This is a genomic window from Mycobacterium sp. AMU20-3851 (assembly GCF_043974665.1).
Classification (GTDB): domain Bacteria; phylum Actinomycetota; class Actinomycetes; order Mycobacteriales; family Mycobacteriaceae; genus Mycobacterium.
The window spans coordinates 3,949,592-3,961,492 of record NZ_CP146371.1 but is presented as its reverse complement, the minus strand read 5'-3'; the positions used below and the strand labels follow the sequence as shown (position 1 = coordinate 3,961,492).

Annotated in this window: 17 protein-coding genes; 10 read left to right on the top strand and 7 right to left on the bottom strand. The window is 65.3% G+C overall.

All coding sequences use genetic code 11. The features are described from left to right. Positions 1-18: 18 nt before the first annotated feature. Complete coding sequence (locus V4U86_RS19085; protein ID WP_395312115.1) at positions 19-249, bottom strand: hypothetical protein; 231 nt, start codon at positions 247-249, stop codon at positions 19-21. A 231-nt stretch (positions 250-480) separates the two neighbouring features. Between V4U86_RS19085 and V4U86_RS19080 the strand changes: the two genes are divergently transcribed. From V4U86_RS19080 to V4U86_RS19070, 3 genes are read left to right on the top strand one after another with little or no spacing between them, the layout of a single operon-like run. Next, the gene (locus tag V4U86_RS19080) at positions 481-816 is read left to right on the top strand and encodes a hypothetical protein (RefSeq protein WP_395307505.1); all 336 of its coding nucleotides are present in this window, start codon (positions 481-483) and stop codon (positions 814-816) included. Further along, on the top strand, positions 813-1,385 hold the full coding sequence (locus tag V4U86_RS19075) for an LppA family lipoprotein (protein WP_395307504.1): 573 nt from the start codon (positions 813-815) through the stop codon (positions 1,383-1,385). The genes V4U86_RS19080 and V4U86_RS19075 overlap by 4 nt, the downstream gene beginning before the upstream one ends. Continuing rightward, entirely contained in the window at positions 1,382-1,693 is a 312-nt protein-coding gene (locus V4U86_RS19070) for a type VII secretion target (RefSeq protein ID WP_395307503.1), read from the top strand. The genes V4U86_RS19075 and V4U86_RS19070 overlap by 4 nt, the downstream gene beginning before the upstream one ends. Before the next feature lie 348 nt (positions 1,694-2,041). Here V4U86_RS19070 and V4U86_RS19065 read toward each other — a convergent pair whose 3' ends face one another. From V4U86_RS19065 to V4U86_RS19045, 5 genes are all read right to left on the bottom strand, one after another. Beyond that, entirely contained in the window at positions 2,042-2,437 is a 396-nt protein-coding gene (locus V4U86_RS19065) for a type II toxin-antitoxin system VapC family toxin (RefSeq protein ID WP_395307502.1), read from the bottom strand. After that, positions 2,428-2,649 carry a type II toxin-antitoxin system Phd/YefM family antitoxin gene (locus V4U86_RS19060; RefSeq protein ID WP_395307501.1) on the bottom strand — a complete coding sequence of 74 codons (222 nt, stop codon included), beginning with the start codon at positions 2,647-2,649 and terminating at the stop codon, positions 2,428-2,430. The genes V4U86_RS19065 and V4U86_RS19060 overlap by 10 nt, the downstream gene beginning before the upstream one ends. A 65-nt stretch (positions 2,650-2,714) precedes the next feature. Continuing rightward, positions 2,715-3,359 (bottom strand): VWA domain-containing protein, encoded by a 645-nt coding sequence (locus tag V4U86_RS19055; protein WP_395307500.1) that lies wholly within the window; start codon positions 3,357-3,359, stop codon positions 2,715-2,717. A 22-nt stretch (positions 3,360-3,381) separates the two neighbouring features. Then, complete coding sequence (locus V4U86_RS19050) at positions 3,382-3,762, bottom strand: hypothetical protein (RefSeq protein ID WP_395307499.1); 381 nt, start codon at positions 3,760-3,762, stop codon at positions 3,382-3,384. A gap of 48 nt (positions 3,763-3,810) precedes the next feature. Continuing rightward, positions 3,811-4,509, bottom strand: coding sequence for an endonuclease/exonuclease/phosphatase family protein (locus V4U86_RS19045; RefSeq protein ID WP_395307498.1), 699 nt, complete (start codon positions 4,507-4,509; stop codon positions 3,811-3,813). A 336-nt stretch (positions 4,510-4,845) separates the two neighbouring features. On the opposite strand from V4U86_RS19045, the gene V4U86_RS19040 reads away from it, so the two are divergent. The 4 genes from V4U86_RS19040 (at position 4,846) to V4U86_RS19025 (ending at position 9,122) form a co-directional block, all read left to right on the top strand. Continuing rightward, positions 4,846-5,814, top strand: coding sequence for a sensor domain-containing protein (locus tag V4U86_RS19040; protein WP_395307497.1), 969 nt, complete (start codon positions 4,846-4,848; stop codon positions 5,812-5,814). Positions 5,815-5,848: 34 nt separating this feature from the next. Next, the gene (locus V4U86_RS19035) at positions 5,849-6,490 is read left to right on the top strand and encodes a hypothetical protein (RefSeq protein ID WP_395307496.1); all 642 of its coding nucleotides are present in this window, start codon (positions 5,849-5,851) and stop codon (positions 6,488-6,490) included. Positions 6,491-6,586: 96 nt separating this feature from the next. Further along, positions 6,587-7,390: a hypothetical protein gene (locus tag V4U86_RS19030; RefSeq protein ID WP_395307495.1), complete on the top strand. Its 804-nt coding sequence runs from the start codon at positions 6,587-6,589 to the stop codon at positions 7,388-7,390. Between the two features lie 43 nt (positions 7,391-7,433). Further along, positions 7,434-9,122 carry a DUF6398 domain-containing protein gene (locus V4U86_RS19025; RefSeq protein WP_395307494.1) on the top strand — a complete coding sequence of 563 codons (1,689 nt, stop codon included), beginning with the start codon at positions 7,434-7,436 and terminating at the stop codon, positions 9,120-9,122. A gap of 19 nt (positions 9,123-9,141) precedes the next feature. On the opposite strand, the gene V4U86_RS19020 is transcribed toward V4U86_RS19025, so the two are convergent. Further along, positions 9,142-10,119, bottom strand: coding sequence for an AAA family ATPase (locus V4U86_RS19020; protein ID WP_395307493.1), 978 nt, complete (start codon positions 10,117-10,119; stop codon positions 9,142-9,144). Between the two features lie 74 nt (positions 10,120-10,193). Between V4U86_RS19020 and V4U86_RS19015 the strand changes: the two genes are divergently transcribed. The 3 genes from V4U86_RS19015 to V4U86_RS19005 all read left to right on the top strand — a co-directional run bounded on the left by V4U86_RS19015 (position 10,194) and on the right by V4U86_RS19005 (position 11,839). Beyond that, on the top strand, positions 10,194-10,841 hold the full coding sequence (locus tag V4U86_RS19015; protein ID WP_395307492.1) for an NUDIX hydrolase: 648 nt from the start codon (positions 10,194-10,196) through the stop codon (positions 10,839-10,841). A 339-nt stretch (positions 10,842-11,180) separates the two neighbouring features. After that, on the top strand, positions 11,181-11,444 hold the full coding sequence (locus V4U86_RS19010) for a type II toxin-antitoxin system VapB family antitoxin (RefSeq protein WP_395307491.1): 264 nt from the start codon (positions 11,181-11,183) through the stop codon (positions 11,442-11,444). Continuing rightward, positions 11,441-11,839, top strand: a complete 399-nt coding sequence (locus tag V4U86_RS19005) for a type II toxin-antitoxin system VapC family toxin (RefSeq protein ID WP_395307490.1) — start codon at positions 11,441-11,443, stop codon at positions 11,837-11,839. The genes V4U86_RS19010 and V4U86_RS19005 overlap by 4 nt, the downstream gene beginning before the upstream one ends. The last annotated feature ends 62 nt before the right edge of the window (positions 11,840-11,901 follow it).

Sequence of the window (11,901 nt, the reverse complement as noted above, 5' to 3'; positions counted from 1 at the left end):
CTGAGTATTGCCGAGACCTCACCGCGCATAGCGCATCTCTTGCTCCAGGCCCGAGTAGTGAACGGTTGCCGGTCGATCACGCCATTGGATGTTGTCATCGACATCGATGATCAAGCACTTGTCAGTTCCCCCGAACGCAGGGCCCCGCAATCCTCGACCGATCATCTGCTCGTAAAGGACGTGACTGACGGTCGGCCTTGCGACCACCACGCACCGGACAGAGGGGGCGTCGAAGCCCGTCGTGAGCACTCCGTAGTTACAGAGCACGGACAGTTCGCCCTTGCAGAACTGCTCGATGATCACTCCTATGGATCGCTGACCACCGCCCAAGCGTTCCACGAGCTCGGCCAGACCGGAGTCATCGACGATGCCGCCTTCTACGGCTTGCCCGGACTGGGCCACACCGACGACACGATGACCCGATTCGGGGCTCACGGAGTTCCGATCGAGCTGATGCGGCCGATCGGCGATGAGGTCGATATGAATCTCGCCGACGGCCACGCCTACGTCATGACCGCCCCCGGCGATTGGATATCCGGCGACCCGAGGCTGGGGCCGTTCGAGCTACCGTCGGCCGGCGACCTCGGTCAGTTCGGGTCCAACCCGACGACGCTGCCACTGGAACAACTGTCGTCAAACGCCGCAGTGAGCCCGACTGACAATCTGCCGCGCACCGGCGCCGAAAGCCATGCGGACTATCCGCGCTCTGACGACAACAACCGTTTACGTACCACCGGGTACAACCTTGCGATCATCGCTGGGGGACTCGCGGACGTACCGTTGGACGACGATGGCGGAGAGAGGTTGATCCGATGACAGCGACGTGGATCGTGGGCCGCTCGTTGACGGCCACTATTGCCGTCGGAGTATTGGCCTTGACGGGATGCAGTGCCGACGCTGACCGACCAGGCTCCGTTGAGAGCTACGACTCGCCCATCATCAACGAGGACGTTCCGAAGATGGATATCAAGAACTTGCCTGACATCGAGGCCACCCGCGCTCAGATGCTGGATCTGTTTGAGGCGGTACGCGCCGAGGTCAGCGAGCTTGTTCCCAACAGTGTGCCGTGGCAATGGCGCCGCGAGGAAATGCGGGGAGGCTGCGATAATCACGGTCAGCGCGGGGTGTCACTGTACTTCGCCAAGCTGACGTCGACTCATTCATTCAGCGACCAGGAATGGGCGCTCGTGCTGCCCGCCGTCGAGCGCCAGGCCGCTGAAGCGGGCCTGACGAACAGTTCCGCGATGCAGAATTCGGCCGGCGCCCACGATGTGAGCATCACCAGCGATGATGGTCGAGAGCTGAGGTTCGGCTCCATCGAGGCGTCGCTGATCACCGGAACCATCGCCTGCCGGCTGTCCGCCGGGGGGAGTGGCACGCCATGAGTCACGAGAACATCGTTGTGTCGACAGCCCAGGTGCGGCTATCCGCTTATCAGATGGCCGTCGTCGCCGGTGAGGCCTCCTCCAGTCGCGCGGCGGTCGCCGACAGTGTCTCGACCCAAGGCGCGGCCTGGAAGGAGAAAGGCACACCTGGGTTCGGGAAGTTCATCGATGTGCTGGAAGCGCAGGCGGCGCGGTTGCGTTCCGACCTTACGACACTGGGAGATTCGTTGCGCGCAGCCGCCGACGTCTATGACCAACAGGACCACGAGGCCGGCGGGGCGATCGACACTGCGATGCGGTACGAGTAGGTCGGTACCTCGGCTATCCGGATACAGCGTGATGGCCCAAGCGCCTTCCTTTGGGGGCAATTTGACGTGTCCGTAGCGAAAAGGTGTCGCTATGGACTTGGCGGCTGTGCGTCGGACCGCTCGTCGCGATGAGGCCGCCGCGCGGTTGCGCCGTATTGATACGTTTGATCTTCGGATAGGCCGGTAATTCGTTGGCGCACAGGTTGGCTCAACCTTTGATCGCTGATCTAGGCGGATCCCGTCCGAGTACTGTTGGGCGCCGGAGAGGCGGTGACACTGGCGGGTCTCTGCACGCTCGGCTTCATCGGCGACATCCGCAGACAGCGTCGGGCACGGGATCGGCCTCGGTCACCACACGGTACGCACTCCGGCGAGGCCGTCGAATACTGCGTCGCCGGTGATGAGGGTCAGGGATTCGATCATCGCCTGGGCTGCCAGCATGCGGTCGAATGGGTCGCGGTGCTGCCAGTCGAGCCGTCCGGCCAGCAGCGCGTGATCCTCGGTGATCGGCATTCTGGTGGCGCCCAACCGCTCTAGGTGTTCTGAGTACGCGCCGAGGATGGCATCGGCTTGGGGAAGTTTGCCCACCCGCTGCTTGCTGGACAACTCCCACGCCGAGACCGCCGAAACGACGATCGGGCGGAACCGATCGGTGAGCACCGCGCGCGCCTTGCGTCCAAGGCGCGTCGGGTTGGTGAGCGCCCACAGCACGGTATGCGTGTCCAGCAGGTGTGTCACTCCCACGCGGCGAGTTCTTCGTCGGGCAATTCGTCGAAGAACTCTTCGGGCACCGTATAGGCGACGAAGCCGAGTTCGCGTGCCTCTGTTCTGATGACCGGGACCAGACGGGCAGCCGGCTGGTCCCCACGCGCAATGACGAACTCCTCGCCCGCTTCGACGGCGGCGATCAGGGCGGAGAGGTGCGTCTTGGCGTACTGGACCTTGATCTTCCTCATGGGCCGATTCTAGGTAGCTGGTCAATGCTGGTTAACCGGGTTGGTCAACTATCGCGCCACCTCCATCACTCCTCCGCCAACCCCGCCCGCTGATCCGCACTGAACCCCGGCATCGCCGCGTCCACATCCGTCATCTTCGCCGTCCAATACCCGCGCACATTCGCCGACACCATCTCCATCGCCTGCCGGGACTTGCCCCGCGCGTAGGTGACCGACTGCTCGGCCCGCACCCCGAGATCGCGACCGACCTCGACGGCGTCCTGGTCGGCGCCCATGTAGAGGAATTCCCAACCGAAGTCGTTGGTCTGCTGCTCGACGAGAGCCTTGATGGCCGGCCGAGTCCACTCGTGGCTCGAGTTCTCGTGCCCGTCGGTCATGATCGCGACGATGACGGTGCCCGGCTTGGCCTCCTCGGGCAGCGCGTCGATCTCCGCGACGGTCTCGGTGATCAGCTTGCCCATCGAATCCAGCAGCGCGGTGCTGTTGCGTGGGTGCAGTTCCAGCGGCGGCACCTCGGCCAAAGGTTTGGCGCTGTAGACCACTTCGTACTGGTTGTCGAACTGCGCGAGTGTTACCCGGCAGTCGCCCTCCCCGGTGCGCTGTTCGGTGAGGAACGCGTCGAACCCGCCGATCACGTCGGACTTGATGGACTGCATCGACCCGGACCGGTCGAGCAGGAAGGCGATGAGGGTGAGATCGGCGTTGGACATGAGCTCATCCTTTCGTTGAAGCCTAGCGAGGCTTGCTGTTTCGTCGGGGCTTGAACCGCATCGGTTCGGCGGGCGGCGCGGGTGGCAGGGGAGTGCCGGCATGCTTGTCGTTACGGGCGCGTCGGACGTCTTCGGCGGTGATGCGTTCTCCGGCCGACACGTACGGGCCCAGCCGGGGCGTGCTGGCCAGCCGGGGTCCGACCGCGTTCTCGGTGAGGCCGGCACTTTTGCCGGCCGCGGCGATCGACATCTCGTCGTCGACGACGGCGCGGGCCAGTTGCTCGTCGAGAAGTTGGCCGGTCTCCGTCAATACCGCTCGGAGGTGTCGTAACGCCTCGTCGGCGGTCTGAGCGGCTTCGGCTTGGGTGAGGTCGGAGCGGATGCGGTCGTACCGGTTGGACATGAACCACCACAGCGCACAAACTGCGGAGCCCGCAATAACTGCGGATAATCATGTCGCCACCGCCACGAGGGCAGAATGGTCGGTCTCGCCGAACAGCCGCGGTGCATGGTCGAACTCGCACCACCGGATGCGCTCCGCCAGATCCGGTGCCGCGTAGACGTAGTCGAGCCGGAACCCGTTGTCCCCGGGCCGGCTGAACCACGAGTACTCACGCACTTCGAGGTGCAGCGACCGCCACACGTCGGTGTACCCGGTGGCGATCAGCTTGCCCGGCGTCCCCGGCCCGATGAACTTCGTCCCGCGTGGATCCTTGTCTAAATCGTTGGTGCCGGTGTTGAAGTCGCCGACCAGCAGATCGAGGTCGGCCCGGCGGGCACCGGTGATCAGCGCCTCCCAGTAGGGAAGTTTCGCTGCGCCCTGCGGCATGTACACCCCGCATACGTACGCGCCGTCGATCTCGGCGCACCACAGGTGCCGCGGGTCGAGCGCCTCGCTGAACGGCCAGGGCCGTTCGATGCCCCCGCGCGCGGCGAGGAGCACGGTGTTGTCCGCCGGTCCGACGCCGGGATGGGAAGTGTCGTAGCCGGCCTCGGCGAGGCGGGTGATCAGCCGTGTGCCGGCGGCATTGGCGCGGAACTCGGTGACCACCAGGATGTCGGCCCGGTAGCCGAGCAGCCGAGCCGCCAGCGCGTCCGCGGACTTACTGCCACCGTGGCGGATATTGAGCGTCACGAGCCGCGTGCTCATCGGGAGATCCTCTCGCTCGGCGTGGAATCTCCAGCGAGCCGCTCAGTATGAGGGTGGCCACCGACAAGTACGACTCAGCGAGTCATCCAGCCGGGCTCGAACTCGATATCCAGTCGCACGCTTGCCTTGTACCCCGACCACGTGGCGATGCCGGGTGGTTGGCTGGCGTAGGTCCCGCGGGCCGCAACGACCACCCGGCGTAATGCCCGCGGCAGTAGAAGCATTCGGCTCCGAATGTGTCCTTTGCCCTCATCGGGTCACGGTCTCGGATACCGCCGCTCCATTTCGTTCGGTACGTGCAGGCCGAATCCAGTCGCTGAACCATCCTGCCCGAACGTGGACGAAGCGGGAGATGAACTTTCGGGTGCTGGGACTCGTTGCCTGGCGGCGACGCCTGTCGGGCTGAACCCTCGGCTAACCTTGGCGGCGATCGTGATCGGGCCGATACGGGGGTGCGTTGATGATAGACAGGTCATCTCTTTCATGATTGTGAGAGATGCGCTGAGCCGCGTGGCGGCTGCATTGGGAGTGGTTCTCGTGGTCGGCTGCTCGAATCCGAGCGACGGAACGTCAAAGTCCGACACCAGCAAGCCATCGGCTGAATCAACGAACAATCAGGTGCGGGAGCCGTATGCCTGGTTGACGTCGGTGCTGCCGACTGATTCCGAGCTTTCTGACGCACTGGGCTATCCGGTGGTGGTCAACGGCCTGCCGAAGGTTCGCGACGGTGCAAGGCTCCGAAACACGTTTATCGGAAGCCGCGATATAGCGGAACGCGATTGTATCGGCGTGGTGTCCCCCCTGGAGACGGATGCTTACGTTTCGGCTCCCCTGGTCGCCGTCACCTTCGCATCGGAATCGGCTGCCACGTACAGCGCAGCCCTGTTCGACTCACCCCGCAGTGCAGAGGAAACCTTCAACCGATTCGCCGAGCAGTGGCGAGCGTGTGACGGCAGGACGGTTGTGAAATCCGGCGAGGAGTTGGTCATGCGGTATGCACTCTCAGATGTCCGACTAGCCGACCGTGTTACTTCCGCTGTCGTCACGGCGTTGAGCGACGAGGGCTCCCCAGTTGTGACTGGACGCGCGCTCGGGGTCGCGCAGGATTGCCTGGTCGAAGTCGAGCTGGGTGGCCTCGTAGGAAGTCTCGGAGGTGGCTTTGGCGGCGGGGTTGCCGGTGGAGTTGCGGGCGGCGCGGTTCTGGGTCCAGGAGGAGCCTTCGTCGGAGCCCTCACAGGTGGTCTCTTTGGGGGCGAGGTCCTGAGATTCATCGGTGGCGCCGTTGGTTCGAATTTTGACCGCTAAGACATGATCGACTTGCACAAGATTGCGGAGCCTTATGTCGGCGTCGCCTAATTGTTGGATCCTGACCGGATTCGTTATAAGCGCCGTCGGCGCGCTGGCACTTGGCTTCGTCGATAACGTGCGTCTTGAACGCCGGATCTATTGGTCGACCTGGTTGGTGAGTCTGGGCGTGATGACACTTGGAGTGACGCATCGCGGTTGGCGGACAGCGCTGGTGATCTACGGGGTGGCGGCGGCAACGGGCGTGCTGGTCGCCTACTTCCGGACCTCGTATCTGAAGATCGGCGGGCGGATCTACTCCTATTCGATTGCCCGTACCCGACCCGACCCACCGCGGGACGGCAGCCCTGCGCCTCCTGTGGTCCCGCCGCCCGACTCGTATCGCGGAAGGGTTACCGCCACAGCGCACTGGTGTCTGCTGGTCGTGTTCAGCGTTGTCGCGGGAGCGAGCGCGCTGATGTTCGGCGTCGGCCCGGAGACGCTCGGGGCCGGCGTTCTCGCCGTCACGATGCTCGCCTTCACCGGCTACATCGATTCGTATGACGGGTTTCCCATCGCTCGGTGCCGGTGGGTGCAACTCGCATTGATCGTCGTGAGTTCCATCCCCGTCTTCCTGCTTCCACCGATCGCGTACCTGATTGCGTACTACATCGACCGTCCGACACGCGGCCCCTGACGCTCGGCGGCGCCGCACTTGTCAGAGCCCCCTGTCATTCTGATCGGCTGGCCTGAGCACACCCGGTGCGGCCGAAGACGAATGGGGACAACTGCAATGAGTGACCGTCAGCCCAGTGTCGGCGCCGCCTTTTTCTGGCTGATCTTCGGCATATTCTTTCTGATCTCCTTGATCCCCAAAGAAGTGTGGATCGCACTCGGCATCTGCGCGGGCGCCGTGGCTGTGATCTGGATTGTCTACGCCATCGTGAAGGCCGCCGAAGAGAGCCGCATCGAGGCGCAGAGGCGAGCACACGAAGAGAACTCGGCCCGGGCCGCCGCCGCCAAACGCGAACGGGAGGAGCGGGCCCGCAAGGAGAAACAACACCGCATCGACACGCTCGGTACGTCGAACGCTTCACTGGTGGAGGAGGCGCTTGCGGCGGCCCAGCAGGTCGCCGCCTCCGAGGCCGCCCGCGCCGGCTGGCTGGGTGACGTGGACTTCAGCCCCGACATCAAGGCGATCACCGACGGCTTCGCTAAAGCGCACGCCTTGGGTGCGGTGACCGGCAAGCTGGCCGCCTTGGACAAGCCCAGTGCCGATGATCGCCGGATTCTGGCCGAGGCGCGGACGACCGTCGCGAACCTGGAATGCGCCGCGATCGAGCGGGTGGAGTTGATCGCCAGTTGTGCCGTCGAGGCCCGGCACATCGACGCGTCGCTGTGCGCCGAGCGCGCGGACGCCAAGGTCGCCGAACAGCGCGCCGAACTGCACGCGAAGCTCAGCGCCATGCTCTACGGCATCGAGGCCACACCGGACACCACGCCGACGAACTCCGCAGTCGACGCGGTCCTGGCGCGCGTGCAGGCCTACCGGGAGATCAAGCAGCAGATCGACCAGGCCCGGTCCGGTGGACGTTGATTGGTGCCGCCGGACCCCGACCCGGCGTCGTACGGTGTTCTTCATGTCGAACTCCAGGCGACAACGCGGCCGCGCGTCAGCCGAATCCGATTTGATGCTCGCGGTGCGGACGGCGATGACCGACCCGGATCCGCTGCATCTGCTCAGCTATGTCAGCACGCTGCTGACCGCGGTGGATCCGCGCGGCAAGGTACACCCGTTCGCCGGGCCCACCCCAGACCAGCCGAGCCGCGACGACCTTGTGGCGATGTTCGCCGACGTGGTGGCGCCGGAGACCACCGCCCTGCTCGCGACCATCGCCGCGCTCACCGGGGACGAGGTCCTGCAGGCGCGCATCTGGCGGGAACTGGCCACCCGGGAACCCGTCGCACCGGACTGGGTGGGTCGGTTGGAGCAGCCCTTGGCCCATCGCGCGGTGCGGATGAACCACATCCTGGGCGACGGCGACAACATCATCGTGGGAGTGCGGCTCGCGGACGGCCGCGAAGCCACCTGCATAGCTTATGTCGACCACAACCTCGGACAACTCGTCAAGGACGCGTTCGTCATTCCCGAACCCATCGACGTCATCGTTGCTCAATACCAGCGCATCAACGACGACCCGGACACCACCTGGGAGGAGCTGTCCCTGGCCGACGCGCGCGCCTGGATCGACTCGGCCGTCGAGGTCGGCGCCATGACCTTCCCGCCGCTGGAATCCGAATCGTGGCCGGCGTGCCGTCCGTTGGTGGAGTGGATTACCCGGAGCCTGCCGCAGGGCGGAACCGGATATCAACGCCCGCAATGGAATCCCACACAGGTTGATCACCTTGCCGACCGGTTCTTCAACTCCGAGGAGGGCCGCGGATTCGACGACGCCGATCATCGCGGGCTGCTGGGCTCCGTGCTCTGGTTCGCCACCGACTATGGATCCGGTGACCCGGTGCGGTGGAGCGACGTGCGCGTCGAGATGCTGCTCGCCGATTGGCTCCCGCGCAAGGTCATCGCGCCCGTTGAGTACCTCGCGGCCGCGCCCGAACTGCTGTGGGCCTTCATCCGGTTTGCCCACCACGACTCGGGTGTGCGTGCCGATCTCACCGAGCAGACCTTGAACGCGATCGACGCCTGGACTCCCGAGTACCTGCGGGCGATCCGTACACCCCGACCAGGACCGGACATGTTCGACGGGCTACCGGGCTCCTATGAACCCAACTGGTTCGAGGAGGGGGAATTGCACACCCTGGCACAAGAAGTCGGCGGACCCGAAAAGCTGGACGCACTCGATACCCGGCCTCTGCCCGATGAGGCGTTCGACTGGTCGGGTATTGCCGATGACGTGGCCGCGCGGGTGGATGAGGTGCTGGCCTTGACCGATCGCTGCTGCGACGCGCTGCTCGATGTCGAGTACCGCACGGTGTGTCGACGGATCCTGGCGCGCGTTGCCTCCCACGCTCCAAAGGTGTTCCGGCGCAACGCCCGGGCGGAAACCGCCGCGGCCGGGGTGGTGTGGATTGCAGGCAAGGCGAACAACTTGTTCGACGGGAAATCCGGTGTGCGGGCCATGGACATCGCGAAGTTCTTCGGCGTCAGCAGCAGCCCTTCGGGGCGGGGTGAAGTCATGCGGCGGGCCGGCTTCTCCGGCAATGGATACGACACCGACCTCGGCTCACCCGATTACCTGGTGGCGAAGCGGCGACAGTGGATCATCGAACGGCGCGACGAGATGCGGAAGCGGATCGCTGCGGCGGATTGACCAAACCCCCGAGCCGGCGTCACTCCGTGGCTTCGAACCCCGGCCCGCGCAACGGTTCCCCGAACCGCGCCCACAACGCCAACAGCGGGTCGATCGTCCGCACCGCCACGTCGACCCGCTCATCAAGGGTCCCCGTCAGCAGTACCCAGGAGTGTCCGGCGGCGGTCAACGCCTCCGCGAACCACCCGGTCATGGCCGCCCGCACCGCCAGATCGCCCTCACGCATCCCGTCGTCCTGCCACGGCACCCCCTCATGATCGGTGAGCAGATACACCGCCCGCGGCGGCACCCGCGTCCACGGCCCCCCGGTCGCGTCACCAAGGTAGCTGCGCTTCCACACACCGGTCGCGAGCGCATCGGTATCACAGATCAACAGCGGTGAACCGGCCCGCGCCGCGGCCTCCTCGCGTCGCGTCTGCTCCGGTCCAATTGCATCGAAATCCGCTGCATTCCACACCAGTTGATCGAGTCTCACATCTGACGGCGCCTCATCCCACTTCAGCTGGGTGTACTCCCGCCCGTACTCCGGCACGCACTGCGTCGATGCCCACACCCCACCGCGACCGCGATACAGCGCGGCCAACCGCTGCGCCACCGTCGTCGTCCCGGTCGACTCGGCGCCCACCACTACAACCCGCGTCGCCAATCCGGCGCGGGTGGCCGGAGCCAACTCCCACCAGCGGCCCGCGAGGTCGCGGCGCACCGCCGTGCTGCTGCCGCAACGGTCGGTCATGACCGGAGCGGCGTCGAACCAGCGCGCAAGTTCGGTGCAGTAGTCGTCCGCACTGAAGACGGCATCCACCTCGACCGCCGCATTTGCCGCGTGCAACCCGGCCCGCATCGCGGCGACCTGGGCCGCCCACACCCGCTGATCGGTCACGTCGACCGGTGCATCACAGCGGATCCCGGCCACCCGGACATTCGACTCGCTCGCATGCTCGGACCGCAACCAGCCCATCCGATCGGCCAGCGACACCGTCTCCACGGCTGCGGACATCACCAGCACCGTGAACTCCCGATATTTGCGCACTATTGCGCTAAATGCGGATGACTGTACGCTGAGGCACTGACATGGACAAGAACACGCACCGAGACAACAGCGGGAAGAGTCTGACCGACTACCCGCGACCCTCGGTTGCCGTCGACACGGCGGTCCTCACCCTCGGTTCCGAGCGGCAGCTACTGGTGCTGCAGGTGCCCCGCCCCGCTGTCCGGGGCTGGGCGCTGCCCGGAACGTTTATGCGGCCGGGGGAGATCCTCGCCGACGCGGTCAACCGGTCGCTTGCCGAGAAGGCCGGCGTCCGCGAACTGCGTCCACGCCAACTGCACGTGTTCGACGCGTTGGATCGTGACGACCGGGGTTGGGTGCTCTCGGTGGCGCACGTCGCGGTCGTCGGACCCGAAATCCTCGCCGAGCGGTTCGACGCGACCCGACTGGTGCCGGTGACCGCGCCCGGTCGGCTCGTCTATGACCACCGCGAGATCATCGCGCTCGCCGTCGACGATGTGTGCGCCCGGTACGCCGCTGCGCCGGACCCCGATCGGCTGCTGGGGGAGAGCTTCACGCTCCGTGACCTCCGGCTGGTACACGAGGCGATAGTGGGACAGGAGTTGCAACGCGACACCTTTCGACGTGCCATGGAGCCCCATCTGGAGTCCACCGGGGAGCGGGTGGCAGCGGGGCGGGGGCGTCCGGCGGAGCTGTTCCGACGGGCGTGAAGAGGCGCGCTCAGCAACTTCGACGATCGCTGAATTGTCTTACCCTGCTGGGATAATTCAGCCATGGAGCGAACAGTTCACCACCGTCTTCACCTCGTGGAAGCAGCCGACTGGAAGGACGGGGTGATCACGCTGCTTGAGCCGGATTCGCCGTGGCGCGGCTGGCGTCACGGCATCGGTGAGGGGACGCTGACCTCACCCTCGCCGAGTACGGTCGCCGCGCGCAGGGCATCGCCGAGGGATTCGCCGCGGAATTCCGCCGAGTCGGTGACGTGCCGGCGTAAAGGGTCGGGACGTGACGACCTGGACGGTTCTACCCGAGAAGGGTAGATTTCTACCATGAGTCTGAACATCAAGAATGAGCAGACGGTGGAACTCGTCCGGGAGCTCGCCCGACGAACCGGCCTGAGCCAGACGAGCGCCGTAGAAGAGGCAGTGCGCGCAAAACTCGCTGAAGTCGACGCCGATCAGGGACGTGACGCCCGACGCGCCAAAGTGAACGCACTTCTTTCCGACCTCGACCGATCGATCACGCGACAACAGCGCCAGCAGATCCGTCGGGACCAGGACAAGCTGTATGACGAGAACGGGCTGCCCGTGTGATCGTCGATACCTCGGCGATCGTGGCCATTGCTCTCCACCAACCGCAACGGGCCGCGTTGCTCGATATTCTATTCGATGCCGCACATCCGAAGATGTCCGCGGCAACTCTCGTCGAAATTGGTGCCGCGTTGACCCGGCGGTTGGCGCCCGAGGACTTTCGTCGAGTCGAGCGCTTGATCGCGCAACTCAGGATCGAAACGGTCCCCTTCGACGCGGAGCAGGCTGCGAGCGCAACGCGGGCCTACCGGGACTTCGGGCGCGGCAGCGGACATCCCGCCGGACTGAATCTCGGCGACTGCTACTCGTATGCGTTGGCCGACGTCACCGGTGAGCCACTGCTGTTCGTGGGTGACGACTTCGCCCACACCGATATCGCCACGGCACTGCCTTCGTGAGCACCGCGTACGACACCGTTGTCGCTCATTTGTCGCTCATAGCCGGGCACGGACCACCCCTC

Excerpts from the sequence above, each read along its gene's own strand:
- V4U86_RS19080 (WP_395307505.1), top strand. The coding sequence starts at position 481 with ATGAATCTCGCCGACGGCCACGCCTACGTCATGACCGCCCCCGGCGAT.
- V4U86_RS19075 (WP_395307504.1), top strand. The coding sequence starts at position 813 with ATGACAGCGACGTGGATCGTGGGCCGCTCGTTGACGGCCACTATTGCC.
- V4U86_RS19070 (WP_395307503.1), top strand. The coding sequence starts at position 1,382 with ATGAGTCACGAGAACATCGTTGTGTCGACAGCCCAGGTGCGGCTATCC.
- V4U86_RS19060 (WP_395307501.1), bottom strand. The coding sequence starts at position 2,649 with ATGAGGAAGATCAAGGTCCAGTACGCCAAGACGCACCTCTCCGCCCTG.
- V4U86_RS19055 (WP_395307500.1), bottom strand. The coding sequence starts at position 3,359 with ATGTCCAACGCCGATCTCACCCTCATCGCCTTCCTGCTCGACCGGTCC.
- V4U86_RS19050 (WP_395307499.1), bottom strand. The coding sequence starts at position 3,762 with ATGTCCAACCGGTACGACCGCATCCGCTCCGACCTCACCCAAGCCGAA.
- V4U86_RS19045 (WP_395307498.1), bottom strand. The coding sequence starts at position 4,509 with ATGAGCACGCGGCTCGTGACGCTCAATATCCGCCACGGTGGCAGTAAG.
- V4U86_RS19035 (WP_395307496.1), top strand. The coding sequence starts at position 5,849 with ATGTCGGCGTCGCCTAATTGTTGGATCCTGACCGGATTCGTTATAAGC.
- V4U86_RS19030 (WP_395307495.1), top strand. The coding sequence starts at position 6,587 with ATGAGTGACCGTCAGCCCAGTGTCGGCGCCGCCTTTTTCTGGCTGATC.
- V4U86_RS19025 (WP_395307494.1), top strand. The coding sequence starts at position 7,434 with ATGTCGAACTCCAGGCGACAACGCGGCCGCGCGTCAGCCGAATCCGAT.
- V4U86_RS19020 (WP_395307493.1), bottom strand. The coding sequence starts at position 10,119 with ATGTCCGCAGCCGTGGAGACGGTGTCGCTGGCCGATCGGATGGGCTGG.
- V4U86_RS19015 (WP_395307492.1), top strand. The coding sequence starts at position 10,194 with ATGGACAAGAACACGCACCGAGACAACAGCGGGAAGAGTCTGACCGAC.
- V4U86_RS19010 (WP_395307491.1), top strand. The coding sequence starts at position 11,181 with ATGAGTCTGAACATCAAGAATGAGCAGACGGTGGAACTCGTCCGGGAG.